The sequence below is a fragment of the Devosia sp. genome, from assembly GCF_036563435.1.
In the GTDB taxonomy this organism is placed as follows: Bacteria; Pseudomonadota; Alphaproteobacteria; order Rhizobiales; family Devosiaceae; genus Devosia.
Window position 1 is genome coordinate 60165 of the sequence record NZ_DATCMJ010000018.1, and the last position, 25417, is coordinate 85581.

The window sequence follows — 25417 nt, forward strand, 5'->3', positions numbered from 1 at the left end:
GTGATCCGATGACCCAAACTCCCCTGCGCCTTGGCGTGCCCGTCAAGATCCTTGGCAATCCAGAGCTCAAGAGCCACGATGCCAGGCGCTCAACCAGCGCACCGCATCTCAAGGTCTCCCTCGGCTATCTCGACCAGATCTTCGATTACCTGGCGCAGCACAAGATCGACATGTACCGCATGTCGTCGGACCTGGCGCCCTATGCCACCCACCCGGACATGCCCCAGTTCCACGCCATGGTCCGGGAAAGCGCCGCCGAACTGGCGGCAGCCGGTGAAAAGGCGCGGCGGCTTGGACTGCGGCTGTCCTTCCATCCCAGCCAGTTCATCGTGCTCAACAGCCCCGATCCGGAACTGGTGCGCAAGAGCACCTGGGACCTCCTGTCCCAGGCCGAGATGCTGGATGCCATGGGGCTCGGACCCGAAGCGGTGCTCGTGGTTCATGTCGGCGGCGTCTACGAGGACAAGGACGCGGCACGCGCCCGCTGGGCGGACACCTGGACCACGCTGCCTGAACCGGTGCGGCGGCGCCTGGTTCTGGAACACGACGACCTGCGTTTCTCCGCCCAAGACGTTCTCTGGCTGCACGACCATACCGGCGTGCGCCTGATCTTTGATCACCAGCACTTCTGGTGCCTCAACCCCGAGCAAGCCGACATGCGCCAGACCCTGGAGCGTATCTTGCACACCTGGCCCGAAGGCGTGCGCCCCAAAGTCCATTTCTCCTCGCCACGGACCGAGCTGCGCCAGCTGGTCCGCAAGGACCGGAAGACCGGCAAGAACGTCACGGTCAATGCCGCCCCCGTCTGGACCGGCCACGCCGATTTCGTGAACCCGTTCGAGTTCATCACCTTCATGCGGGTGGTGGAGGGGCTCGACTTCGACGTCATGCTGGAAGCCAAGAGCAAGGACCTGGCCCTGATCAAGCTCAGGCCAGATCTCGTGCGCTATGCACCCGATGTGGCGCAGCGCTTCGGCTTGGGCGCGGCATCGCAGGCTCAGCTCGACGCCGAAGAAGCCGCGATCCTCGAGCAGGAGCCCGCCTAAAGAAGGCGGATCATCAGCGCGCCGCTCACCAGCAGCACGGCGCCGGCGATGTGGCCCATGCTGATCTCGCGCACCGCCATGCCCATGAAGCCCACCTTGTCGAGCACCATGCCGCCGACCAGCTGCCCCGCGACCGAGAGCGCCATCACCGCAGCGGCGCCGATCATCGGCGTCAGCATGATATTGGAGAAGACGTAAAAGGCGCCGAGCACGCCGCCGGCCACAAAGGTCCATGGTGCCGGGGCACCGAAGTTGATCGGGGTGGCCGTGACGTTGCTGTAGATCAGCGCAATCGCCCATAGCAGGATGGCGCCGGCGACAAAGGACACGCCGGCCGCCGCAATCGGCACGCCGAGGCTACGCCCCAGCTGCGCATTGATCGGCGCCTGGGTGGCAATACAGGCACCGGCGACCACGCCCATCAGCGCCCAAAGAAGAGTGTCCATGCGCAAGCGCCGCTCCCGTCAAAGAAAAGACCCCCGGGCACTGCCCGAGGGTCCAAGCTCTTGCCACGAGTCGGGCTTAGGCGGCGATATCGGCCGCGACCTTGACCGAGACCATCTTGTCCGGGTTGATCACCGGCTCGCCACGCTTGATCTGGTCGACATTCTCCATGCCTTCGATGACCTTGCCCCAGACGGTGTACTGCTTGTCGAGGAACCGGGCATCGTCGAAGCAGATGAAGAACTGCGAATTGGCCGAGTTCGGGCTCTGCGAACGCGCCATCGACGCGGTGCCGCGGACATGCGGCTCGGCGTTGAACTCGGCCTTGAGGTCATCATACTTCGAACCGCCGGTGCCGGTACGGCCGGGGTTGAACTCGGGCAGATTGGAATTGCCGAACTGCACGTCGCCGGTCTGGGCCATGAAGCCGTCGATCACGCGGTGGAACACCACGCCGTCATAGGCACCTTCACGCACCAGCTTCTTGATGTGCTCGACGTGGCCGGGGGCCAGGTCGGGGCGCATCTCGATGACAACGTTGCCCTTGGTGGTTTCGATGACGAGGGTGTTTTCCGGATCGGCATAGGCCATGGGTCAGCTCTTTCGGTTGAGAAATCGTGGGCCGGATGTAAGGCCAATGTAGGTTGGGTGCAAGGCGGGAGCGGCGCCCCCACCTCGATCGTCACCCTCGGGCTCGACCCGAGGGCTCTGCATTTTCAAGGCTTCCGCAGTGAAGTCGCCTCAGGTTTTGCCCGAGGGTAGCGTTCAGCGTCTGGTAGGCAACCTACCTCCCAAGATCGCTACTTATACTCGATCTTGGCCGAAACGATCTTGTCGGGGTTCTCGACCGCGCCGTTCTTTTCCTGCGGGCCCTTTTCCAGGGCATCGACGAATTCCATGCCCGAAACGACCTTGCCAAACACGGTATACTGCCCGTCAAGGAAGCTGGCATCGGCCGTGGTGATAAAGAACTGCGAGTTGAACGAGTTCGGGTCCTGCGAACGGGCTGCACCCAGCACGCCACGGCCAAAGCTCTCCGCGTTGAACTCGGCCTCAACATCAGGCAGGTCGGAGCCGCCCATGCCGGCGCGCTGCAGATCGAAGCCTTCCGCGCCGCTTTTGCCATACTGGACATCGCCGGTCTGGGCCATGAAGCCCTCGATCACGCGGTGGAACACCACGCCGTCATAGGCGCCCTGCCCGGTCAGCGCCACGATGCGTTCGACATGCTTGGGTGCCAGGCTAGGCAGCAGCTCGATGTCCACGGTGCCGTCTTCCAGCGTCAGGATGAGGTGCGGCGTGCCGCTCTGGGCAAAGCCGGGAGCCGAGGACAGCGCCATGGCGCCGACAACGAGGGCGCCAAACAGGCGGCGGGTGATAACGGTCATTTGTTTCTCAGGGCCTTGAGGACAATTTGCGGTACAAAGGCGGAGATATCGCCGCCCATTTCTGCGATCTGCCGCACCAATGTGGCCGAGATATGCCGAACCGGCGGGCTGGAAGGCAGGAAAACGGTCTGAAGGTCCGGCGCCATCTGCGCGTTCATGCCCACCATCTGCATTTCGTAATTGTAGTCCGTTGTGTCGCGCAGGCCGCGGATGATCAGCTTGGCGCCGTGTTCGCGCGCGGCATTGACCATCAGCCCGGAGAAATCGACAATCCGAAACTCGGTATCGGTGCGCTTTCCCACCGGCGCCAGCACCTGATCGAGAATGGCGATTCTGTCCTCATGGGCGAATAGCGGGTTCTTCTTGGTGGCGCTGATCCCGACCGCCACCACAAGCGTGTCGACCAGCTTGCAGGCGCGCTCGATCACATCCAGATGCCCATTGGTCAGCGGATCGAACGAACCCGGATAGAACCCGACCAGCTTGCCCATGACATCCTCCCTTGTTGTCGCTGGGGTTGTGTCATGGGGGTAGGTTCAAGGCAAGGTTTGTGGCGCCTCAGACGCAGCAAACGCCCACCTGGCGCGTTACCTCCGAACCCAACAGGAGATCCCTATGTCCATTGCCCAACAGATCAAGGAACATGCCGAAGTCATCGGCGCCGATGGCGTTCACGTCGGTACCGTCGACCATGTGGAAGGCGACAGAATCAAGCTGACCAGGAAGGACAGCGGCGAAGGTCATCACGAGGGCCATCACCACTATATTTCGCTCGGCCTCGTGGCCGAAGTGGAGGGCGACAAGGTGCGCCTCTCCGCCAATGCCGATGTTGCCGTGACGTTCGAGGAAGAAGAGGGCGGCCAGCAGGCCTGACCCGCCCTCCAGGCTAAAAAAAGGGGCGCCGCAGCGCCCCTTCCCTATTCTCCAGCTGGGGCGATCGGCTCGCCGCCGCCCTCGATCTCGCCCGGCTCATCGCCCTCGGGCTCGCTGATATGCTCGACCGAGACCACCTTCTCACCCTCTGCCGTGTCGAACACGATCACGCCCTGTGAACCACGCGAGACGATGCGGATCGGCTTGTCGCCGCCCACCGGCAGGCGGATGGTCTGCCCACCATTGCTGATCAGCATGATCTGGTCGCTGTCTTCCACCGGGAAGCTGGCGACGAGGTGACCGTTGCGCTTGTTAACCGCCATGGCCACGATGCCTTTGCCGCCACGGCCGGTGATCCGGTATTCGTGGCTCGAGGTCCGCTTGCCATAGCCGTTCTCGCTGATGGTCAGGATGAACTGCTCGGACGCGCTCATTTGCGCATAGAGTTCCTGCGGCAGGTCGCCGGCGACCACATCGCCCTCGTCCGAACTGGTCTCTTCCTCGGCGCCCTCGCCACGCACCGCACGGCTCATCTTGAGATAGGCTGCGCGCTGCTCGGCAGTGGCATCGGAATGGTTGATCACGGCCATGGAGATGACCTTGTCGCCCTCGGCCAGCTGGATGCCGCGCACGCCCATCGAGTCGCGGCCCTTGAACAGACGCACGTCGTCGGTACGGAAGCGGATGGCCTGGCCCAGTGCGGTGGTCAGCAGGACGTCGTCATTGGCGGTCGCCGTCTCGACGCCGACGATCTGGTCGCCCTCGTCGAGCTTCATGGCGATCTTGCCGTTCTGGCGCACCTCGATGAAGTCGGCCAGCGAGTTGCGGCGCACGGTACCGCGCGTCGTGGCGAACATGATGTCCAGGTTGGCCCAGCTCGATTCATCCTCGGGCAGCGGCATGATGGTGGTCAGCCGCTCGCCCTGCTCGAGCGGCAGGATGTTGATCAGGGCCTTGCCACGCGCATTGGCCTGCGCCAGCGGCAGGCGCCACACCTTGAGTTTGTAGGCAATGCCGCGATCGGTGAAGAACAGCACCGGCGTGTGGGTATTGGCCACGAAGAGGCGGGACACGAAATCCTCCTCGCGCGTCGCCATGCCCGAACGGCCCTTGCCGCCGCGGTTCTGCGCCCGGTATGTCGAAAGCGGCACGCGCTTGATGTAGCCCTCGTGCGACACGGTCACCACCATGTCCTCCCGGGCAATCAGGTCCTCGTCGTCGAAGTCACCCGCGACATCCGAAATCTCAGTGCGGCGCGGCGTGCCGAACTGTTCCTTGATCTCGGTCAGTTCGGTGCGGATGATCTCCACCACGCGTTCGCGCGAGCGCAGGATTTCGAGGTAGTCCTCGATCTCGGTGCCAAGCCCATTGAGCTCGTCGCCGATTTCATCGCGCCCAAGCGCCGTGAGGCGCGCCAGGCGCAGCTCGAGAATGGCGCGAGCCTGTTCCTCGGAGAGGTTGAACGTGCCGTCCTCGTTGATGCGGTGGCGCGGGTCGTCGATCAGCTTGATCAGCGGCGCCACGTCCTGCGCCGGCCAGCGGCGGGTCATCAACTGCTCGCGCGCCGTCGCCGGATCGGGCGCCGTGCGGATCAGGGCAATGACTTCGTCGATATTGGCGACGGCCACGGCGAGGCCGACGAGGATATGAGCGCGGTCGCGAGCCTTGTTGAGGAGGAAGCGGGCGCGACGCGTAACCACTTCATGACGGAAATCAATAAATGCCTGCAACATCTCGCGCAGGTTCATCAATTGCGGCTTGCCGCCATTGAGCGCCACGAAGTTGCAGCCAAAGGACGACTGCAGCGCGGTGAAGCGGTAGAGCTGGTTCAGCACCACGTCAGCCAGCGCGTCGCGCTTGATCTCGATCACCACCCGCATGCCTTCGCGCGAGGATTCATCGCGCATGTCGGCAATGCCCTCGATGCGCTTCTCGCGCACCAGTTCGGCGATCTTTTCGACCAGCGTCGCCTTGTTTACCTGATAGGGCAGTTCGGTGATGATGATGGCTTCGCGTTCCTTGCGAATTTCCTCCACCGCAACGCGGCCGCGCACCAGGATCGAGCCGCGGCCGGTCTCATAGGCGGCACGGATGCCAGCACGCCCAAGGATGATGCCGCCGGTCGGGAAGTCCGGCCCCGGCAGAACCTCGAGGAGGTCCTCGGTCGTCGCCGTCTCGTTGTCGAGCAGCACCAAAGCGGCCTCGATGGTCTCGCTGAGGTTGTGGGTGGGCACATTGGTGGCCATGCCCACCGCGATTCCGCTGCCGCCATTGACCAGCATGTTGGGGAAGCGCGCCGGCAACACGGTCGGCTCGCGCTCGGAGCCGTCATAGTTGTCACGGAAGTTCACCGTGTCCTTGTCGAGGTCATCAAGCAGCGAGTTGGTGATGCGCTGCATGCGCACTTCGGTATAGCGCATGGCCGCTGGCATATCGCCGTCGACCGAACCGAAATTGCCCTGGCCCTCGATCAGCAGCTCGCCCATCGAGAAATCCTGCGCCATGCGCACCAAGGCCATATAGACCGCGCCGTCGCCGTGGGGATGGTACTTACCGATAACGTCGCCGACCACGCGGGCCGACTTGCGGTAGGGCTTGTTGTACTCGTAGCCGTTCTCGTTCATCGAGAACAGGATGCGCCGGTGCACGGGCTTGAGGCCGTCGCGCACGTCCGGCAACGCGCGGCTCACGATCACGCTCATGGCGTAATCGAGGTAGCTCTTGCGCATCTCGTCGGTGATGGAGATCTGCGAAATGTCGGATGGCGGCAGGGCGCCGGCTCCGTTCTCGGGCGTATCGGTCACTGATTGATTCTACGTTGGTTTGGTTCCCCAATAGATAGGGGTTCTCGGGGAAAAATGCGAGTTTTACCCGCCCAGAGCTGTGGACACTAGAACTGGGCCGCCGGCTGCCGCTTCATCTGCCGGAAGCTGGGCACGACCAGCGGTGCAAAGGCCGCCGTCAAATAGAGCACAGCCGTGATCCCCAGTGCCGCGCTGATCCCCCATCGATCCACCAGAAGCCCGCCGAACAGCCCGCCCAGCGGCATCAGCGACCAGGTCAGGGCGCCGACGAGCGCGATGACCCGCCCCACCATGGCCTCTGGGATGCGCTCGAACAGGATGACGCCGATAATGGGATTGATGAACCCGGCGGCTAGGCCGCCAAACAGCAGAACCGCGACGACCGCGGGCAGCGGCAGGTTGAGCGCCAGCACACCCATGGCCATAGGGCCGCAGCAAAAGAAGCCGAAAGTATAAAGCAGCAGCCGCGGCAGCCGCTCGCCAACGGCAGCGGCAATAGCCGCTCCGGCTATGGCGCCGGCCGAAAAGGTCGCCAGAAGGATGCCGACCCAGGAGACGTCCAGTCCCGATGAACGCACCCAGACCGGCAGCAGCACGATGGCATAGGCCATGTCGAACAGGTTGGTCACAGCGATCATCAGCACCATGCTGACCAGTACCGCGTCGCGGCGCAGCACGTCCCATCCCGCCGCCAGTTCTGTGGCATAGCCCTCCCCCGACCTGGGCTTGGCGGTACCCTGCGCCGACATGCCGAAAGTGATCACAAGAGCAGACAAGACGAAGGCTGCCGCGTTAACGAGGAGCGCCGGCGCAGGACCTAGCCAGGCGATCAAGGCGCCCGCGCTGGCAGCGCCCAATGTCCCGGCGAGGCGATCGCTGGCACCCATGACCCCGGTCACCCGCTCCATGGGCACCTGCCCCAGTGCTGCAACCATTGGCACCAGCGCCTGCTTGGCCGCGTCGGAGGGTGCCCGCATCACCCCGATCACGGCAACCGCCGGCAACAGCACCCAGATAGACAGCCATCCTGCCCAGAACAGGAGGGGCACCAGCGTCACCGCCACGGCAGAGAGTAGGTCGCACCAGATCGAGATGCGCTGTGCGCCGATCCGGTCGATCAGCGGCCCACCGAAGGCCTTGGCCACGACATAGGGCAGCATCTCGGCGAACCCGGCAAGCCCGGTCAGCACCGGGCTGCCGGTCGTGGTCAAGACCAGCCAGGGAATGGCAATCGCCGAAAAGCGCGTGCCGGTGGTCGACAGGACCGTGGCACCAGCGAGGGCGGCGAAGGAGCGGTGCACCCTCATTCCGTCTCCCCCTACGGCTCCGTCACATAGGGCGCTGCATGAAGGATGATGGCGAATGGCCGCATTCCATCCGGCAGCGGCGCCCCCAGACGGGGCGCGGCGGCCTGCGCTTCCTCGAGCAAGGCCTCCAGCTTCCTCACAAGCTCGGCGGCCGCTTCGGCCGTCATGGGAATGGCATAGTCGCTGATGGTCGAAGCCTTCCGCCACGGCGATGGCAAGCCGGCATATTCCCGCAAGGCACCCTGCATTTGCTGCATCTGCCAGTTGAGCGCCGCCTGCCCGAAGGCAATGCCGCTGTCGAGTGCCTCGCCTTCGGCGTCGTTCGTCATGAAGCTTGTCGACTCGTGGCTCGCCCGCCACCAGCGATCACGCCTGCTGCCGCGCTCGGTGTCTTCCTCGATGAATCCATGCTGCGCCAGCTGCCGCAGATGGTAGCTGGTCGCTCCCGAATTCAGCCCTAGCCGCTGCGCCAGGCCAGACGCTGTCGCGGGCCCGTCGATGCGCAACAATGCAAGCATGCGCAGCCGCACCGGATGCGCCAGCGCCTTGAGCGCAGTAGGATTGGGTTCGACCTTGCTGATCTGCCGTCGTTGGGTCATCGCGCAGCCTCCGGGACCTCAGTATACGACCGCAAACAAATCTTTGCAAACATTTGTTTGTGATCCGCTGTCCGCTGGAGGCTGACCTTGCGCCTAGGCAATTCTGCTGCTGCCGGTTATGGAGTGCCATGGCAGACACCTATCGCGCCTGGCTGCGCGGCGCCGAGACATGGCGGAACATTGCGGTGATCGACCTTCGCGAGGAGGACGGAATCGGCAAGCGGCTCCAGTCTGCAGGCCTGCGCACCTTGGGCGAGATCGACAAGATGGAAGGCGCCGAGCTGTTGAAGCTCGACGGCATCGGCGTCGGTGTGGTCCGCCGCATCCGCGGGATCATTCGCGCATTGAAGGCAGAGGAACGTCAACGCCGCCCAGCCGCTCCCAAGCTCCGGATACCCAAGCCCCGGATCTTTCCGTCCTAGACGGTTTGGTCGAACTCGCTGCGCGCCGCATCTATGCGCGGATGATTTTCACTGGCCCAGTGGATCAACTGACCGAAGGGCACGATGATGGATTGTCCCAGCTCGGTCAGCCGGTACTCCACGGAGGGAGGCTTGGTGTCGAACACGCGGCGCGCCACCATTCCGTCGCGCTGCAGGTCGCGCAGCGTCTGGGTCAGCATCTTCTGCGAAATGTCAGGCACTTCGCGCCGCAGCTGGTTGAAGCGCTTCGGCCCGCTCGCCAGCGTCATCACCAGCAGCATGCTCCATTTGTCGCTGATCTTGTCGAGCACGCCGCGCACTGGGCAGTCGCTCAGCGGTCCCTCCGGAGCATTGTTCCAGCGTTCGATGTAGAGCGCAGCCTCTTCGGCGATGTTCCGCATGGTGGTTACTCCGTGGTGCCTTTATGCGCCGAAAGTGCCCTCTTTCATCCGCCCGGAAAGCCGCCTAGATGTCACTCTCTGATGGATACTTACTCTCCTGAAGCATGTTCAGCAAGGACGAGTTGGTTAGAGCAGGAGAGCACAATGACGCAATTCAAGGATTCCACCCTTCTGGTCACCGGCGCCGGCGGTCATCTCGGCCGGCAGGTGGTCGAGGAGCTGCTCGCGCGCGGCGCGACCAAGGTGGTGGCCGGAACGCGGGATCCGGCACAGCTGGCTGATCTCGCCGCCAAGGGCGTCGAGGTGCGCCGCCTCGATTTCGACGACGCCGCCTCTCTTGCCTCGGCCTTTGCCGGCATCGAGCGCGCGCTGATCGTCAGCACCGTCGCCGCTAATCGCACCCAGCAGCAAACCAATGCCGTCGCGGCCGCCAAGGCTGCCGGGGTTAAGTACCTAGCCTATACCTCGGCGCCCAATGCCCGCCCCAACAGCGACGCCGGCGGCATTGCCGACCACTTCTGGACCGAACAGGCCGTCGCCGCGTCCGGGCTCGATTTCACCCTACTGCGCAACCACATCTATGCTGACATGACCGTGCTCACGGCTGGTCCGACCCTGGCCAGTGGGCAGCTGTTCGACGCCACCAATGGCGGCGGCCGCAACTACGTGACCCGCGCCGATGCCGCCCGCACTGCCGCCGGCGCGCTCCTCTCAGCGACCGGTAAGGAAATCGTCGATGTCACCGGCCCTGCTCCGGTCACGCAGGAAGAGGTCGCCGCGCTCTACACCAAGCTGACCGGCAAGCCGGTCACCCGCATCGGCCTCTCCGGCGAGCAGCTGCAGGGTGGTCTCCAAGCCGCCGGCGTGCCGCCATTCATGGCCACGCTCCTGGTCGCCTTTGACCTCGATGCGGCACAGGGTTTCCACGCCGTGGTCACCGACACGGTCGAGCGCTTCTCCGGCCGCCGTCCCCAAACGCTTGAAAGCTTCATGACCGCCAACAAGGCTACCCTCGCCGGCTAACCAACAGCCGCGCAGAAGCCGGGCAAGGCCCCTTCTGCGCGGCTGGACTGCCGGAAAACAAAGCCGTACCAGTGGCGCCAAATTGACCCTGTGGCGGAGTCGGGTGGCGTGACTTCTGGTTCTGTGTTCGGCCGTCTGTGGTCGCGCTTCACGCGTGACCGTTCGATCGGCTTTGGCCTCGAACATGTGGGTCTTCTGACCCTGCGCCGCCCCCGCCTCGTGGCGATCGCCGTCCTCGTCTTTTCCGCGCTCTGCGCTACGCAGATCCCCCGCGCCAATGTCGATGGCGATCTCCTGCGCGTCTATGCCAATTCCGGCGAGCACTACGACGCCTACGACGCGCTCTCGCAGACCTTCGGCACCTTCGAGAACGACATCTATGTCCTGGTCTCCTCGCCGCGCCTGACCGAGCCGGAGACGCTGGAGCGCGTGCGCGAACTCGCCTTCGATCTCGAGCTCAACGAATATGTCGTGGGCACAATGTCCCCATTCACCGTGCGCCGCCCGATCGAAGGCGGCGGTTCTGTGCCTGCCGTCCCCGAAGGGCTGGACAATTTCGCCGACGTGGCCCGCGCCCTCAGCGACCTGCAGCAGAACGATCCCATGATGCGCAATCTCATCACGCCCGATCTCGGCGGCGTGGTGCTGATCCTCTTCCCCAATCAGGAGATGACGCGCGGCCAAGGCAGCCGCGCCATGATCGAGAGCGTCCGCGAGACCATCGCCTTCTATGCCGACGACAATATTTCGATCGAACTCACGGGTCCCCCGCTCTGGACCTCCGAGATGGTCAATGCCGCTCTCGATGACCAGGTCAAGTTCACCCTCTGGGGCTTCGGCCTCGGTTCGATAATTGCGCTTCTGGCGCTCCGCTCGCTGCCAGGCGCCCTCCTGGTCGCCGCCACGCCGGTTTTGGCGGTGATGTGGTCGACGGGGATCATTCTCTTCCTCTTCGGCTCCTTCTCCTTCCTCACCATCATCGTCACCACGCTGGTCCTTGTGATCAGCTTTGCCGAGTCCATGTTCTTCGTCTTCAACTGGCTGGCGTATTGGCGCGACGGCATGGAGCCCAACAAGGCGGTGGATGCCACGGTCAAGCTCGTCGGCCCCGCCGCGGCGCTGACCATGCTGACCACCTTTGTGAGCTTCGCCTCCCTGGCGCTCACGCCCGGCCGTGGCATCCGCGAGCTCGCCATCTCGGGCGCCATCGGCACCTTTCTCCTCTTCGTCTGCCTGATGACCTTCCTGCCGCTGCTGCTCAAAGCCGTGATCCGGCTTGGTTTTCAGCCGCCCCGCCGCTCGAGCCTGATGCTGACTGCGCCACTGCCGGTGGCCTGGTTCTTCGCCAGCCGCTTCGGCCGCCAGATCTCGATCTTCGCCGCTGTGGTGACGCTGCTGCTCTTTATCCCCTACGGCCTCATCAAGCCGCACTTCGCCTTTGAGGATTTCGTCGCCACCGACTCCGCCGCCCTCTCCACCTCAGCCGACATTGATGCGGGCGTCGGCGGCGTCGCGCCCATCTATATCCGCGTGCCGCTGTCCGGCGCCGATCCGAACGTCAGCGACGCCGACTTCGAAAAGATCCGCACGGTGCACCGGATCCTCGAAAAGCATATCGGGGAGAACAAGGTCATCTCGGGCGCCAGCATCGTGGATTACACCGAGAGCGGCTTCTCGCGCGAAGAGGTGTTCGACTCGGTCGGCCCCTTCATGCGCAAGCGCTTCATCACCGACAGCGGCGACCAGGCGCTGATCACCGGCTTCATGCCCACCATCATCGAATCCGACTACCTCAAGCAGCTGGTGGACGACGTCAGCGGCGAGATCGCGGCGGCCGGGGTCGAGGGCGCTGAGATCGGCGGCCTCCGGGTCCTCATCACCTTTGCCACCGACCAGATCGTGAGCGGCCTGCAGCTCGATCTGACGCTGTCGGTTCTGATTAATCTCGGCCTCATCGGCTTCGCCTTTCAGTCCTACCGGGTGGCGCTGGCCTCGGCCATTCCCAACCTCTTTCCGGTGCTGGGCACCGAAGCCTGGCTCTACTTCAGCGGGCAGGGGCTCGAACTCACCACCGTCATCGCGCTGACCATCGCCTTCGGCATCGCCGTCGACGATACCGTCCACTTCCTCTCCCACTACCTCCACGCCCGGCGCGAAGAAGGCCGCTCCCACCTCGAAGCCGTCCGTCACACGCTGGATCGCATCGGCGGCGCCATCATCGGCACCACCGTGATCCTTTGCGCCGGGGTCATCATCGTGGTCTTTTCCGACCTCCCACAGGTGGCGCTGTTCGGTACCCTTTTCGTCTCGACCCTCGGCTTTGCGGTGATCGGCGACCTCTTCATCCTGCCCGCGCTCCTCGTTGCCGGCGGCAAGTTCTTTGCCCCGCTGGCCGGCATTCGCGTCGGCACCGCCGATCACGATCCCACGCCCGACGATCCGACCGGCGACACCATCACCGGCCTGGGCGGCACCGAGGGACATTCGGCCGCCTGAAACTGCCGCCTTGCGGGGAAATTGCGCCGCAGATTACATACCGCCCGACCGATTCTGCCGCCTGTGCTGGAGACCGACGACGATGAGCAAGTTTGCAACCCTCTGGCGCGCCGCGGCCATCGCCGGGCTTCTTGCTCTGGGTGGCGCTGCCCCGGTGCTCGCCGCTCCGGCCGACATCGCTTTGCTCCAGTCCTATCTGGGCGAGTGGCGCGGCCGCGGCGTGCTGATCGGCGCCAATACCGAAACTGTGGTGTGCCGCTTGACGCTGGTTCAGGGCAACGCGGACAAGGTCAACTATAACGGCCGCTGCTCCCTGGCCGGCACGCAGCTCTCGGTTGCCGGCACTATCGCCTATATCGAGGCCAGCCGTCGCTACGAGGCCGCCATGAGCTCCAACGCCACCTTCACCGGCGTCGCGGTCGGCCAGAAGCGCGGCAGCGGTCTCGTCTTCAACCTGCGCGAACGCGACCAGGACGAAGAGGGCAAGGACCTCAACATCACCGCCCAGATCAACCTGCAGAAAGACGCCATCTCGGTAGTCTTCGAGGTCGTCTATGTCGAGAGCGGCGACTACCTCCAGGCCGAAGTGCCCTTCACCAAGCAGTAGCCGAAAAGCAAAACGGGCCGCCTGAGCGACCCGTTTCCTTTTCGATCAGCCGTTCCTAGAACGGGATGTCGTCGTCCATGCCGCCGGGCTCGAAAGCGGGCGCATTGGCGCGCGGCCGCTGACCACCGCCGCCGGCATTGTCACGCACGCCGCGGAAGCCGCCATTGTCGCCGCCATAGCTTGAGCCGCCGCCAAAGCCGGCATTGTCGCCGCCACCTTCGCCGCGGCCGTCAAGCAGCGTCAGGTTGCTGTTGAAGCCCTGCAGCACGATTTCGGTCGAATACTTGTCCTGGCCGGACTGGTCCTGCCACTTACGGGTCTGCAGCTGGCCCTCGAGATAGACCTTGCTGCCCTTGCGCAGGTAGCTCTCGGCCACGCGCGCCAGGCCTTCCGAGAAGATCACCACGCGGTGCCACTCGGTCTTTTCGCGGCGCTCGCCGGTATTCTTGTCCTTCCAGTTCTCGGAGGTCGCGACCGAAAGGTTCACCACCTTGCCACCGCTGGGGAGGTTGCGCACCTCCGGGTCTGCCCCAAGATTGCCGACCAGGATCACCTTGTTGACACTGCCTGCCATCGCTTCGTCCTTCCAATTCAGTTCCGGCTCGCCGGAACCCTCACTTACCTAGGGCGCCAGTATAGGCCGCTTGCGCAGCGCCCGCCCGCGCCTTGCAGCACTTGTAAACAACTCTGTTGTTCCTGTTATGTTCCAGATTTGTGGGACCGTCAAGACTGCTGACACAGCCTGTCAGCAGCCCCGCGTCACAGCACGGGCCGGTCGGGGGTGGATCATGGATTATGCGCAGTCGCTTTGGCTCTTTTCGATCCTGCTGTTCGGCATCATCGCCGTGCCGGGCATGGACATGTTCTTTGTTCTCGCCAACGCGCTGACCGGCGGCCGCAGGGCCGGCATGGCCGCCCTGGGCGGCATCATGCTGGGTGGCGCCGTCCACACGCTGTTCGGCGCGCTGGCCGTCGGCGCCCTGGCGCAATTGCCCACCCTCGTCTTCCAGGTCATGATCGTCCTGGGCGCCGCCTACATGGCCTGGATCGGCTGGACCCTCCTGCGCAGTGCTATAATCGTCGACGGCGTCGGCCGGGCCCGCGTCCGCTCCTATTGGGTGGCGTTCCGCCAGGGCACGGTGACCTGCCTGCTCAACCCGAAGGCCTATATCTTCGTCTTGGCCGTGTTTCCTCAGTTCATGCGCCGGGAATACGGCCCCCTCTGGCAGCAGGCACTGGTGCTGGGCCTGCTCACCGTCACCATGCAGATGCTGATCTATGGCGCCCTCGGCCTCGCCGCTAGCCGAGGCCGCGATGCCCTTGTCGGCAATCCCGCCGCGACCATCTGGATCGGCCGCTCTGCCGGTGCGCTCTTCATCCTCGTTGCTCTTTATACGGCCTGGCACGGCGTGACGCAGCATGTCGGCCCTTGACCGAATCCCCCGCGTTCCGCTTATGTTCCTTGGAACATCCTGCTTTGGCATGCCTGCGGGACACGCTAAGGTGACCGGAGCGGCGGGCTGGCATGCGCCGAAGCCGCTTGCGAGACAAAAGGGTCGCGCCTATTTCGGTGGTTCCCCGACCCTGCCCTATTTCGACTTTGCCGCCGTGCTGCCTTTGGCGCACCGAGCCCAAGGACTAGAACATGACGCCAAAGCCCAGCCTTAATCGTGAGATCGTCGTGCGCGGCGCGCGCGAGCACAATCTCAAGGGCATCGACCTCAAGCTGCCGCGAGACTCGCTGATCGTGATGACGGGGCTCAGCGGCTCGGGCAAGTCGTCGCTGGCCTTCGACACGATCTATGCCGAGGGCCAGCGCCGCTACGTGGAATCCCTTTCGGCCTATGCGCGCCAATTCCTCGAAATGATGCAGAAGCCCGATGTGGAGCATATCGAGGGCCTCTCGCCCGCCATTTCCATCGAGCAGAAGACCACCTCGCGCAATCCGCGCTCCACGGTGGGCACCGTCACCGAGATCTACGACTATCTGCGCCTGCTGTTCGCCCGCGTCGGCGTGCCCTATTCACCCGCGACCGGCCTGCCCATTGAGTCTCAGACCGTGTCGCAAATGGTCGACAAGGTACTCGAACTCCCCGAAGGCACCCGCGTCTATCTCCTCGCGCCGATCGCGCGCGGCCGCAAGGGCGAGTACAAGAAGGAACTGGCCGACTTGATGCGCAAGGGCTTTCAGCGCGTCAAGATCGATGGCGAATACCACGAGATCGAGGATGCGCCCGCGCTCGACAAGAAGTTCAAGCACGACATCGAAGTGGTCGTAGACCGCGTCGTGGTCTCCTCCGACATTTCCGGCCGCCTGGCTGAAAGCTTCGAAACGGCGCTCAAGCTCGCCGACGGCATCGCTCTTGTGGAACTCGCCGACGAGCAGAACGAGGACGGCACCGCCCGCCAGATCACCTTCTCGGAAAAGTTCGCCTGCCCCGTTTCGGGCTTCACCATTGCCGAAGTCGAGCCGCGCCTCTTCTCCTTCAACAACCCCTTCGGCGCCTGCCCGGTCTGCGACGGTCTTGGCACCGAGCAGAAGATCGATCCCGACCAGATCGTGCCCGATGCAACGCTGTCACTGCGCGACGGCGCCATCCTGCCCTGGTCGAAGACCTCGGCGCCCTACTACCAGCAGACCCTCTCTGCCGTGGTAAAGCACTATGGCGCCTCGACCGGCACCGCCTGGAACGAGCTGCCGCTCGACGTGCAGCACGCTGTCCTCTACGGCACCGACAAGACCAAGATCGACTTCGTCTATGACGATGGCCTCCGCCAGTACAAGACTTCCAAGGTCTTCGAAGGCGTGATCGGCAACCTTGAACGCCGCTACAAGGAAACCGAAAGCGCAGGCATGCGCGAAGAGATCGAAAAATACATGTCCGCCAAGCCCTGCGTGGCTTGCAACGGCTACCGGCTGAAGCCCGAAGCGCTCGCCGTCAAGATCGATGGGCTCCATGTGGGCCAGGTCACCGAGAAGTCCATCCGCGACTCCCTGACCTGGTTCAACGCCCTGCCCGCCAAGCTCACGCCCAGCCAGCAGACCATCGGCGAGCGCATCCTCAAGGAGATCCGTGAGCGGCTGAACTTCCTCGTCGACGTGGGGCTCGATTACCTGTCCATGTCGCGCAATTCTGGCACCCTGTCGGGCGGGGAATCGCAGCGCATTCGCCTCGCCTCGCAGATCGGCTCGGGCCTCACCGGCGTGCTCTACGTCCTCGACGAGCCCTCCATCGGGCTCCATCAGCGCGACAATGCCAAACTGCTCGAAACCCTTCGCCGCCTGCGCGACATCGGCAATACGGTGATCGTCGTCGAACACGATGAAGACGCCATCATGACCGCCGACTATGTGGTCGACATCGGTCCCGGTGCCGGCGTCCATGGCGGCAACATCGTCGCCGAAGGCACGCCCGAGGACATCCTCAAGCACCCAGACTCGCTGACTGGCCAATACCTTTCCGGCCGCATGGGCATTGCCATGCCGGCCGAGCGCCGCCAAGGCAAGGTCGGCAAGTCGCTGAGCGTCAAGGGCGCCACCGGCAACAACCTCAAGAACGTCTCGGTCGACGTACCGCTCGGCATGTTCGTCGCCATCACTGGTGTTTCGGGCGGCGGCAAGTCGACGCTGATGATCGACACCATGTACCAGGCCATTGCCCGCCGCCTCAACGGCGCCCGCGTGGTCCCGGCGCCGCATGACTCGCTGACCGGCCTCGAATTTCTCGACAAGGTCATCGACATCGACCAGTCCCCGATCGGCCGCACGCCGCGCTCCAATCCGGCGACCTATACCGGTGCCTTCACGCCCCTGCGCGAGTGGTTCGCCGGCCTGCCGGAAGCGAAAGCGCGCGGTTACGGACCGGGTCGTTTCTCGTTCAACGTCAAGGGCGGCCGCTGCGAGAAGTGCGAGGGCGACGGCGTTCTCAAGATCGAGATGCACTTCCTGCCCGACGTTTACGTCACCTGCGACGTCTGCAAGGGCAAGCGCTACAACCGCGAGACGCTGGAAGTCCAGTTCAAGGGCAAGTCAATCTCCGACGTCCTCGACATGACCATCGACGAAGGCGTCGAGTTCTTCTCGGCCGTGCCGGTGATCCGCGACAAGTTCGCAACGCTCCAGCGCGTCGGCTTGGGCTATGTGAAGGTCGGCCAGCCCGCCAACACGCTCTCGGGCGGCGAGGCGCAGCGCGTCAAGCTGTCCAAGGAACTGAGCAAGCGCGCCACCGGTCGCACGCTCTACATGCTGGACGAGCCGACGACCGGCCTTCACTTCCACGACGTGGCCAAGCTCCTCGAAGTGCTCCACGAGCTGGTCGACGGTGGCAATACGGTGATCGTCATCGAGCACAATCTCGAGGTGATCAAGACCGCCGACTGGATCATCGACATGGGTCCCGAAGGCGGCGACGGCGGCGGCGAAGTGGTGGCCGTCGGCACGCCCGAGGACGTCGCGCAGGTCAGCCGCTCCTATACCGGCCAGTTCCTTAAGGAAGTCATGGAACGCCGCCCCCATTTCGCGACACGGGCAGCGGAGTAAGGCTTCGGCTCAAGACGCCCCCACCCACCCTCCCCCTGAAGGGGGAGGAGCCGATCGCATGTGGGGCACCGTCTCGCCCACCCACCGACCGAACGCCTCCCCTACCAGGGGGAGGCGGGGTGGGGTGGGGTCTACCCACCAGACCAGCCTTCCACCACGTCATGCCCGCGAAAGCGGGAATCCCCCTGCCAGACCAAGGGAGATTCCCGCCTGCGCGGGAATGACGCCGTGGCCAATCAACGCCCACACCAAAACTTATCCCCCCCTCAACCGCGCGTACAATCCCTCCATCGCCTGCAGCAGAGCACGGTCACGACGAGTGATGGCTGCAGGGACTGTCGGGGAGCCTGGGTCGCCAGGCTCGCGCATGGATGCTGACCACCGGCTTGCTGCAGCGGCGGGGGAGAGATCTCTCCAGGGGAGAGGTTGCGGACACGGCCAGGAGAGCTCGGCTCTTGTGGCATGATCCACCTCCGGCGTGGTTTCTTGCTGCTCGATGCGTGTGCGAAAAATCCCGGCGTGATGGCGAGGCTGCGATCTCACTTCACACTCCTACCTATTCGAGACCGCGGTCTCGCCATCGCTGCTCGATAACCGCATCAGAGGCGGCGCTTCCGCACGTCTGTTGCGACCGTTGCTTGAAGTTGCCATGCGCCACATGCATGCAGCGCCTGAAAAACGGCGAATGGTGCTCGCCGGCAAATCGGAGCATTGTCGCGCTGCCGCTCAAAGCCTGAATGGAGTACGACCATGTTTGTCCGTGCCGTCTGGCGTATCAAGCGCCTCGTCGACGTCAAGCAGACGCTCAGGGAAATGGATGTCCCGTCCAGCCGCGAGGCTGATCTTCTGGGGCTTACCGGCCCCGACTTCTCCAAGATGACGCGGTCGCTGTTCGACCGTTGATCTTTTTCACCCTTGTGCCTGCCCCGGGCAGTCGGATCGCCATCCGGCTGCCTTTGCTTTGACACGGGTGTTAACCGAAGATGAACCAAGACGCCTCAAGCCCTGCGCAAAATGCATGACCCGTTTGACCAATGACCCAGTGCTCATCGGACAAGCACTGCTCTAGATACAGTCTCGTAAACGAAAGGAATTTCAAATGGACATCCGCAAGACCTTCAAGAAGTGGGCCGCTTACCAGCAGACCGTTCGTGAACTGGCCGCTCTCGACAATCGTCAGCTCAACGACCTGGGCATTTCGCGCACCGATATCAATCGCATCGCTCGCGACCATGCTGCTGGCCTCTAAGATTTGCTCCGCTAATCTTCGGGTCGACCCAAACCGAACAGCCGCTTCTCTCTGAGATGCGGCTGTTTTGTTTTTCGCCGGCATGACGGCGATCTGACAGGCATGTTTGTTGCGCAGCACCATGGCGCTTGCTAAAGCCCCGCCATGCACAACGAACCCATTCACATCATCGGCGGCGGCCTCGCCGGCTCGGAAGCCGCGTGGCAGGCAGCCGAAGCGGGCGCCCAGGTCATCGTCCACGAAATGCGCGGCGTCCGGCCCACCGACGCCCATTCGACCGACAGCTTCGCTGAACTGGTCTGCTCCAACAGCTTCCGCTCCGACGACCATGAGCAGAACGCCGTCGGCCTCCTTCACGAGGAAATGCGGCGCCGCAACTCGCTGATCATGCGCGCGGCCGACCTGCACAAGCTCCCCGCCGGCGGTGCCCTGGCAGTGGACCGCCACGGCTTCTCCGACGAAGTCACCCGCGCCATCTACAATCATCCCAACATCAGGGTTATCCGCGAGGAAGTCGCCGGCTGGCCGCCCGAGGACTGGAAAAACGTCATCATCGCCAGCGGCCCGCTGACCTCACCCGCCCTGGCCGAGGCGATCCTGGCCAAGACGGGCGAGGATTCCCTGGCCTTCTTCGATGCCATCGCCCCGATCGTCCACAAGGACAGTATCGACATGGACATCGTCTGGGCCCAGTCGCGCTACGACAAGGCCGGACCGGGAGGCACGGGCGCCGACTACCTCAACTGCCCCATGGACAAGGACCAGTACTTCGCCTTCGTGGAGGCGCTGAAGTCCGCTCCCCTCCATGAATTCAAGGAATGGGAACACGTCCCCTATTTCGACGGCTGCCTGCCCATCGAGGTCATGGCCCATCGCGGCGTCGAAACCCTGCGCCACGGCCCGATGAAGCCGGTGGGTCTGACCAATCCGCGCAACCCCACCGTCAAGTGCTACGCCATCGTCCAGTTGCGGCAGGACAATGCCCTGGGGACGCTCTGGAACATGGTCGGCTTCCAGACCAAGATGCGCTATGGCGTTCAGGCTGAGATCTTCCGCATGATCCCTGGTCTCGAAAACGCGCAGTTCGCCCGGCTAGGCGGCCTTCATCGCAACACCTTCATCAACTCGCCCAAGGTGCTGGGCCCCGACCTCAAGCTCAAGGCGGATCCGCGCATCCGCTTCGCCGGGCAGGTCACGGGCGTCGAAGGCTATGTGGAAAGCGCGGCCTGCGGCCTGATCACTGGCCGCCTCGCGGCAGCCGAAGCCCGCGGCGAGACCATGGCAGTGCCGCCAATCACCACGGCGCTCGGCGCCCTGGTCGCCCACATCACCGGCGGCCATATCGAAGCCGAAGGTTATAGCGGCGCCCGCTCGTTCCAGCCCATGAACGTCAACTTCGGCCTCTTCCCGGAAGTGACCATCACCAAGCCCGAAGGCGTCGGCCGCTGGCGCGGCACGGAAAAAACCCAAGCCAAGCGCCGGGCCATCACCAGTCGCGCCTTGGCTGATCTGGAGACGTGGGGCTAAAGACGGCCACTGGCGCGCATGCCCAACCTCCCTCCCCCTTGCGGGGAGGGTAGCGCCGCTTGGGTCCGAAGGACCCTAACAGAGCTGGGGTGGGGGGCGCCGAGCGCTCCACCCGAGCCACAAGGTCATGTCTACCCGGAAGCGCCTATGGTGAGGCGGGAGCGTAGCGACCTTCGAACCGTGATGACTGTCCCGACAGGGCAAATCGCTCCTGTGGAGCGATCTCAAGGAAGAACGCCCGCTGCGCTGCACGCAAAGGGCTTTGGGCGTGCCCACTAAATCTGCCTACCGCCCCCGACTTATCCCCCACCACATCAGCCGGGTTATCTTGCGCCAGTCCGGTTCGTCGGGCGGCGGAGCAAAGGGGGTCTGTGCATCGTTTCTGTAAAGCGCAAGTTGCGCCCGAAGGACGGCGATGCTGGCAAAGGCCGGTTTCAGTCGCCCGGGCAGTTCGGCGATAGCCGCGTCGGCCTTTTGCAGATGCTCCTCGGCCAGTTCCTCGATCTGCCCCAGCGCCGCATGAATGCCTTCGCTTTCACTGCGCGCGAAGATTTCGCCCTCCTGCACGCCATTGGCGGCAAAGATCGACCAGGGCAGCATGATCCGTCCCTGCGACGACACATGCCCGAAGGCGCGCAGGTGGCCGATCAAGGCATGAGCCACGCCAAGATGGCCGGCCGCATCGCCCGTCTCGACCGGCTGCCCGTTATTGAGGATCATCACCGCCAGCTGATAGAGCGTCGACACCGTCTCGCCGGCATAGCCTTCGAAGGTGGGGAGGTCCGGCATCGGGTCGTCATAGAGATCGAACCGCCGCGCCGCGATCAGCCGCAGCAGCGTGCCCGCCGGAATCGCATAGCGCTCGGTTGTCTGCAGCAGGGCATCGGCGAGCGGGTTCTGCCGCACCGCACCATGCCCCTCCCCGCCCAGCGCGTCGTTCCACCATTGCAGCCGGATCTCGCCCGGGGCCGGGTTGGTCACCCGGTCGCGGATGGCGGCCACGTCGGCGTTGAAGGCATAGAGCGCCGTCACCGCCTCGCGATGTCCGGCATCGATCACCAGCGTCGACAGGTACCGGTCGCGATCCCCTTGCCGCAGGGCCTCGGCTGCATGCGCGAAGCTGTCGCTTGCCATCTAACGGACCTTGTCCACGGCGATCAGCGCCGCAGCCACCGAGCGCTCTTCGGCCAGCAGCACGTTATAGGTGCGGATGGCGCTGCCAGTATTGACCGCCTCGACAATGATCCGCCGCTCACGCAGCGTCTCCCGCAAGGCCTTCGGTATGGCCGCGATGTCGGCCCCCAGGCCGATCAGCAGGACGTCGATGTCATCGGCCGCGGCCAACACCGGTGCCAGCGACTCGAGCGTGATCTCACCCGGCGCCGTCACCGGCCATGCCATCATCCCGCTGGGCAGGCAAAGCAGGCCGCCCCGGTGCGACATGCCGGCAAAGCGGAAGCCGCCATTGCCATAGGCGTCGATGCCGACCTGGCTTGGATAGCGCCTGTCCTCGCTCAACCCGCCATCTCCGTTCAGACGGACGCCCCGTCGGCTGTGGTCGCCACCGGCTTGTCTTCCTCGGCCTTCTGCTTGAGGCCGAAGTTGATCAGGATCGGGCCGTTGACGATAATCGACGAGTACATACCAACCAGGCAGCCAAAGGTCATGGCTATGGTGAAGCTGCGGATCACCTCGCCACCGAACAGTACCAGCGGGATCAGCGCCAGGAACACGGTGAACTGCGTGATCGTGGTGCGAACGATGGTCTGGTTGATCGAAAGGTCGATCAATTCGGGCAGCGGCATCTTGCGATGCTTGCGCAGGTTCTCACGCACGCGGTCCGACACCACCACGGTCTCGTTCAAACTGAGGCCCACCAGCGTCAAGACCGCCGCGATGGAGGTCAGGTTGAACTCCAGCCCCGTTATCGAGAACAGGCCGATGGTCATGATGATGTCGTGCGTGGTGGTGGTAATTGCCGCCAGGGCAAACTGCCATTCAAAGCGGAACCAGATATAGACCAGGATCGCCGCTAGCGCGATCACGACCGCAATCGTGCCCTTCCACGCCAGTTCGCCCGAAACCGTCCCGCTGACGGCTTCGGTGCTGCGTACGGTGTAGTTCTCGGTGGCGAGCGCCTGCGTCACCTGGCTCACGGCCAGCTGGTCGGCGTCCTGACCACCCTCCTGCGCCTGGACGCGGACCAGAACGTCTTCCGGCGTGCCAAAGCCCTGCACCTGGATTTCGCCGAGATCGAGGCCGTCCAGCAGTTCACGCACCTGCCCGACATCGGCCGGGCCGCCCTCGTGCTGGATAACGATGGCCGTGCCGCCAACGAAATCAATCCCCAGGTTGAAGCCCTTGAAGTATGCTGAGCCGATGGAAAGCAGGCTCGCCACTATCGAGAAGGCGATGACGTAGCGGGAGATCTTCATGAACGGGATGTTGGTCCCGTCCGGCACGAAGCGGAAATGCTGGATCTTGAGTGTCTTCGGCCGTGCCCGGCGGAACCAGGCATGCACCTGGTAGGAGGTGACGGTATAGGAGGTGAAGAGCGAGGTCAGGATTCCGAGCGCCAGGGTCACGGCGAAGCCCTGAACCGGGCCGGAACCCAGGAAGTAGAGCACGATGGCCGCGATCAGCTGGGTCAGGTGCGAGTCGACGATCGTGCCCCAGGCGCGCTCGAAGCCGGCATTTATGGCCTGGATCGGCGACTTTCCTGCCCGCTGCTCTTCTCGCATGCGCTCATAGATCAGCACGTTGGCGTCCACCGCCATGCCGATGGTGAGGACGATACCCGCGATACCGGGCAGCGTCAGCGTGGCCCCCAGCATGGAGAGCGCCGCAAAGATCAGGAGGATGTTGAGGATCAGCGATACGTTGGCGAAGACGCCCCAGAGGCCATAGGCCGCCACCATGAAGGCAACGACCAGTACCGCAGCGATCACGCCGGCGGTCAGGCCGTTGCGGATCGAGTCGGCACCGAGGCTCGCATCGACCGTGCGTTCTTCCACCACGTCGAGCGAGGCCGGCAAGGCGCCGGCGCGCAGCAGCACGGCAAGATCGTTCGCCGTGGCGGTGGTGAAGCTGCCGCTGATCTGCCCGGAACCACCAGTGATCGGCTGCTGGATCTGCGGCGCTGTGATGACCTGGTTGTCGAGCACGATTGCGAAGCGCTTACCGACATTTTCCGCCGTGATCTGGCCGAAGGTGATGGCGCCGCGCGTATCGAACTTGAAGCTCACCACCGGCATGGCGCGCTGCTGGTCATAGCTCGGCTGCGCATCCACCAGCGACTCGCCGCCCAGGGCAATGTCTTCATAAAGCAGTTCGCGTCCGCCATCCTGCGACGGCAGGATCATGGTACCGGCCGGCAAGCCCTGGGCCTCGGCCTGGTCGGCGCTCATGCCGGGATAGACCATGTGGAAGGTCAGGCGTGCCGTGCGCGAGATGATGTCCTTGAGGCGCTGCGAGTCGCCGAAGCCGGGCACCTGCACCAGCACGCGGTTGGTGCCCTGGCGCTGGATCGACGGTTCGGTGGTTCCCAGTTCGTCAACGCGCTTGCGGATCACCTCGATCGACTGCGCCACCAGCGCCGACATGCGCTCGTTGACGCCCTCTTCGGTCAATTGCACCGTCAGCTTGCCGTCGGTCGTTTCGCCGAAGGCCAACTCGTTGACCCCGCCCACGGCGATCAGCGAATTGCTGATCGTGTTCTGCAGCGCCTGCACCGCGGTGCGCGCCGCCTCCAGTTGCGCCGGGTCGGTCAGCTCGATGGTCAGTGTCCGCGTGGCCGCATCGGTGGTGATCAGATTGCCGATGCCGTTCTGGTTGGCCAGCGTGTTGCGCACATCGCGGCGCAGCGTCTGCAGCCGCTCGGTGATGATGCCGTCTTCATTGACCTGCAGCAGCAGGTGCGAACCACCCTGCAGGTCAAGACCCAGGACCACCGTCTGCTTGGGCAGGAAACTCGGCCAGGCGTCGCGCACGTCCTGCGGCAGGAAGCTCGGGACGGCGAACAGCACGCCCAGGAGGGCGACAATGGCGATGATGGCGGTACGAATGGGCGAAGACTGCATGGAGGTGTCCTGAAAGCAGAAAGCCGGCGCCCGTGGGCGCCGGCAATATCGGGTCAGCCGGGCTTAGACCGGCTTGTTGTCGTTCACGGGCTCGCCCTTGGAGCGGACGTCGGCAACCATGCCGCGCACCAGCTTGACCTTGACGCCGGTGGCGATCTCGACCTCGAGGTCCTCGCCATCCACTGCCTTGGTCACCTTTCCGACGATACCGCCGGTGGTCACCACGGTGTCACCGCGCTTGATGGCCGAAAGCATCGCCTGCTGGGCCTTGAGACGCTTCTGCTGCGGGCGGAAGATCAGGAACCAGAAGATGATCACCAGCAGCAGGATCGGCATCAGCTGGATGAAGACATCTGCCATGCCACCTGCGGGGGCGGCTGCACCGGCTGCCTGGGCATAAGCGGGCGTTACAAACATAAAGCGAGGCTCCTATCGGTTCTTCTTTTGCGTTTTGGAGGGACGGCGCCACGTCAGCATCGGCGTTTCGACGCTAGTGGACGCATAAGGGGCTCACTGCACTTGCACCCCGCTCAAAATCGGCCGGACTATACAGTTGCACCCCCGCGATTGCAAAGGCATTCAGGGGGTCACAAATCGTGGCGCCGGCCCTGA

Annotated in this window: 24 protein-coding genes; 11 read left to right on the top strand and 13 right to left on the bottom strand. The window is 64.1% G+C overall.

The features are described from left to right. The first annotated feature begins 8 nt into the window (after window positions 1-8). On the top strand, window positions 9-1046 hold the full coding sequence (gene uvsE / locus VIL88_RS12810; RefSeq protein ID WP_331989430.1) for a UV DNA damage repair endonuclease UvsE: 1038 nt from the start codon (window positions 9-11) through the stop codon (window positions 1044-1046). Here uvsE and VIL88_RS12815 read toward each other — a convergent pair. From VIL88_RS12815 to coaD, 4 genes are all read right to left on the bottom strand, one after another. Next, window positions 1043-1492: a DMT family transporter gene (locus VIL88_RS12815; RefSeq protein ID WP_331989432.1), complete on the bottom strand. Its 450-nt coding sequence runs from the start codon at window positions 1490-1492 to the stop codon at window positions 1043-1045. The genes uvsE and VIL88_RS12815 overlap by 4 nt on opposite strands. Window positions 1493-1568: 76 nt before the next feature. Beyond that, window positions 1569-2081, bottom strand: a complete 513-nt coding sequence (locus VIL88_RS12820; RefSeq protein WP_331989434.1) for a peptidylprolyl isomerase — start codon at window positions 2079-2081, stop codon at window positions 1569-1571. Between the two features lie 209 nt (window positions 2082-2290). Further along, on the bottom strand, window positions 2291-2878 hold the full coding sequence (locus VIL88_RS12825) for a peptidylprolyl isomerase (RefSeq protein ID WP_331989436.1): 588 nt from the start codon (window positions 2876-2878) through the stop codon (window positions 2291-2293). Then, window positions 2875-3369 (bottom strand): pantetheine-phosphate adenylyltransferase, encoded by a 495-nt coding sequence (gene coaD / locus VIL88_RS12830; protein ID WP_331989438.1) that lies wholly within the window; start codon window positions 3367-3369, stop codon window positions 2875-2877. Before coaD ends, VIL88_RS12825 begins: the two co-directional genes overlap by 4 nt. Before the next feature lie 124 nt (window positions 3370-3493). Between coaD and VIL88_RS12835 the strand changes: the two genes are divergently transcribed. Next, a complete protein-coding gene (locus VIL88_RS12835; RefSeq protein WP_331989440.1) occupies window positions 3494-3751 on the top strand; it encodes a DUF2171 domain-containing protein in 258 nt (85 codons plus the stop codon). A gap of 44 nt (window positions 3752-3795) precedes the next feature. Here VIL88_RS12835 and gyrA read toward each other — a convergent pair whose 3' ends face one another. The 3 genes from gyrA to VIL88_RS12850 all read right to left on the bottom strand — a co-directional run bounded on the left by gyrA (window position 3796) and on the right by VIL88_RS12850 (window position 8461). Then, window positions 3796-6555, bottom strand: coding sequence for a DNA gyrase subunit A (gene gyrA / locus VIL88_RS12840; protein WP_331989442.1), 2760 nt, complete (start codon window positions 6553-6555; stop codon window positions 3796-3798). Window positions 6556-6641: 86 nt separating this feature from the next. After that, window positions 6642-7862, bottom strand: coding sequence for an MFS transporter (locus tag VIL88_RS12845; protein WP_331989444.1), 1221 nt, complete (start codon window positions 7860-7862; stop codon window positions 6642-6644). Between the two features lie 11 nt (window positions 7863-7873). Further along, entirely contained in the window at window positions 7874-8461 is a 588-nt protein-coding gene (locus VIL88_RS12850; RefSeq protein ID WP_331989446.1) for a helix-turn-helix domain-containing protein, read from the bottom strand. Window positions 8462-8589: 128 nt separating this feature from the next. Between VIL88_RS12850 and VIL88_RS12855 the strand changes: the two genes are divergently transcribed. Next, the gene (locus VIL88_RS12855; protein WP_331989448.1) at window positions 8590-8883 is read left to right on the top strand and encodes a hypothetical protein; all 294 of its coding nucleotides are present in this window, start codon (window positions 8590-8592) and stop codon (window positions 8881-8883) included. On the opposite strand, the gene VIL88_RS12860 is transcribed toward VIL88_RS12855, so the two are convergent. Then, window positions 8880-9284, bottom strand: a complete 405-nt coding sequence (locus VIL88_RS12860; protein ID WP_331989450.1) for a helix-turn-helix domain-containing protein — start codon at window positions 9282-9284, stop codon at window positions 8880-8882. The two genes, VIL88_RS12855 and VIL88_RS12860, sit on opposite strands and share 4 nt — an antisense overlap. A 144-nt stretch (window positions 9285-9428) precedes the next feature. Here VIL88_RS12860 and VIL88_RS12865 point away from each other — a divergent pair, with 144 nt between their 5' ends. From VIL88_RS12865 to VIL88_RS12875, 3 genes are all read left to right on the top strand, one after another. Then, on the top strand, window positions 9429-10307 hold the full coding sequence (locus VIL88_RS12865; RefSeq protein ID WP_331989452.1) for an NAD(P)H-binding protein: 879 nt from the start codon (window positions 9429-9431) through the stop codon (window positions 10305-10307). A 108-nt stretch (window positions 10308-10415) separates the two neighbouring features. Then, complete coding sequence (locus VIL88_RS12870) at window positions 10416-12803, top strand: efflux RND transporter permease subunit (RefSeq protein WP_331989454.1); 2388 nt, start codon at window positions 10416-10418, stop codon at window positions 12801-12803. A gap of 82 nt (window positions 12804-12885) precedes the next feature. Next, a complete protein-coding gene (locus VIL88_RS12875) occupies window positions 12886-13410 on the top strand; it encodes a hypothetical protein (RefSeq protein ID WP_331989456.1) in 525 nt (174 codons plus the stop codon). Between the two features lie 55 nt (window positions 13411-13465). Here the strand turns inward: VIL88_RS12875 and ssb are convergent, their stop codons facing one another. Then, a complete protein-coding gene (gene ssb, locus VIL88_RS12880) occupies window positions 13466-13984 on the bottom strand; it encodes a single-stranded DNA-binding protein (RefSeq protein ID WP_331989458.1) in 519 nt (172 codons plus the stop codon). A gap of 214 nt (window positions 13985-14198) precedes the next feature. Between ssb and VIL88_RS12885 the strand changes: the two genes are divergently transcribed. The 5 genes from VIL88_RS12885 to trmFO all read left to right on the top strand — a co-directional run bounded on the left by VIL88_RS12885 (window position 14199) and on the right by trmFO (window position 20726). Then, window positions 14199-14843, top strand: a complete 645-nt coding sequence (locus VIL88_RS12885; protein ID WP_331989460.1) for a LysE family translocator — start codon at window positions 14199-14201, stop codon at window positions 14841-14843. A 212-nt stretch (window positions 14844-15055) separates the two neighbouring features. Beyond that, on the top strand, window positions 15056-17950 hold the full coding sequence (uvrA, locus tag VIL88_RS12890) for an excinuclease ABC subunit UvrA (RefSeq protein WP_331989462.1): 2895 nt from the start codon (window positions 15056-15058) through the stop codon (window positions 17948-17950). Window positions 17951-18700: 750 nt separating this feature from the next. Next, a complete protein-coding gene (locus VIL88_RS12895) occupies window positions 18701-18853 on the top strand; it encodes a hypothetical protein (protein ID WP_331989464.1) in 153 nt (50 codons plus the stop codon). A gap of 196 nt (window positions 18854-19049) precedes the next feature. Next, the gene (locus tag VIL88_RS12900; protein ID WP_074797262.1) at window positions 19050-19199 is read left to right on the top strand and encodes a DUF1127 domain-containing protein; all 150 of its coding nucleotides are present in this window, start codon (window positions 19050-19052) and stop codon (window positions 19197-19199) included. Between the two features lie 144 nt (window positions 19200-19343). Next, window positions 19344-20726: a methylenetetrahydrofolate--tRNA-(uracil(54)-C(5))-methyltransferase (FADH(2)-oxidizing) TrmFO gene (trmFO, locus tag VIL88_RS12905; RefSeq protein WP_331989470.1), complete on the top strand. Its 1383-nt coding sequence runs from the start codon at window positions 19344-19346 to the stop codon at window positions 20724-20726. A gap of 285 nt (window positions 20727-21011) precedes the next feature. Here the strand turns inward: trmFO and VIL88_RS12910 are convergent, their stop codons facing one another. The 4 genes from VIL88_RS12910 to yajC form a co-directional block, all read right to left on the bottom strand. Continuing rightward, window positions 21012-21860 carry a phytoene/squalene synthase family protein gene (locus VIL88_RS12910; RefSeq protein ID WP_331989472.1) on the bottom strand — a complete coding sequence of 283 codons (849 nt, stop codon included), beginning with the start codon at window positions 21858-21860 and terminating at the stop codon, window positions 21012-21014. After that, the gene (locus VIL88_RS12915) at window positions 21861-22244 is read right to left on the bottom strand and encodes an Mth938-like domain-containing protein (protein ID WP_331989474.1); all 384 of its coding nucleotides are present in this window, start codon (window positions 22242-22244) and stop codon (window positions 21861-21863) included. Window positions 22245-22258: 14 nt separating this feature from the next. Beyond that, window positions 22259-24805 carry a protein translocase subunit SecD gene (gene secD / locus VIL88_RS12920; protein ID WP_331989476.1) on the bottom strand — a complete coding sequence of 849 codons (2547 nt, stop codon included), beginning with the start codon at window positions 24803-24805 and terminating at the stop codon, window positions 22259-22261. A gap of 63 nt (window positions 24806-24868) precedes the next feature. Continuing rightward, complete coding sequence (yajC, locus tag VIL88_RS12925) at window positions 24869-25222, bottom strand: preprotein translocase subunit YajC (protein ID WP_331989478.1); 354 nt, start codon at window positions 25220-25222, stop codon at window positions 24869-24871. Window positions 25223-25417 lie beyond the last annotated feature (195 nt).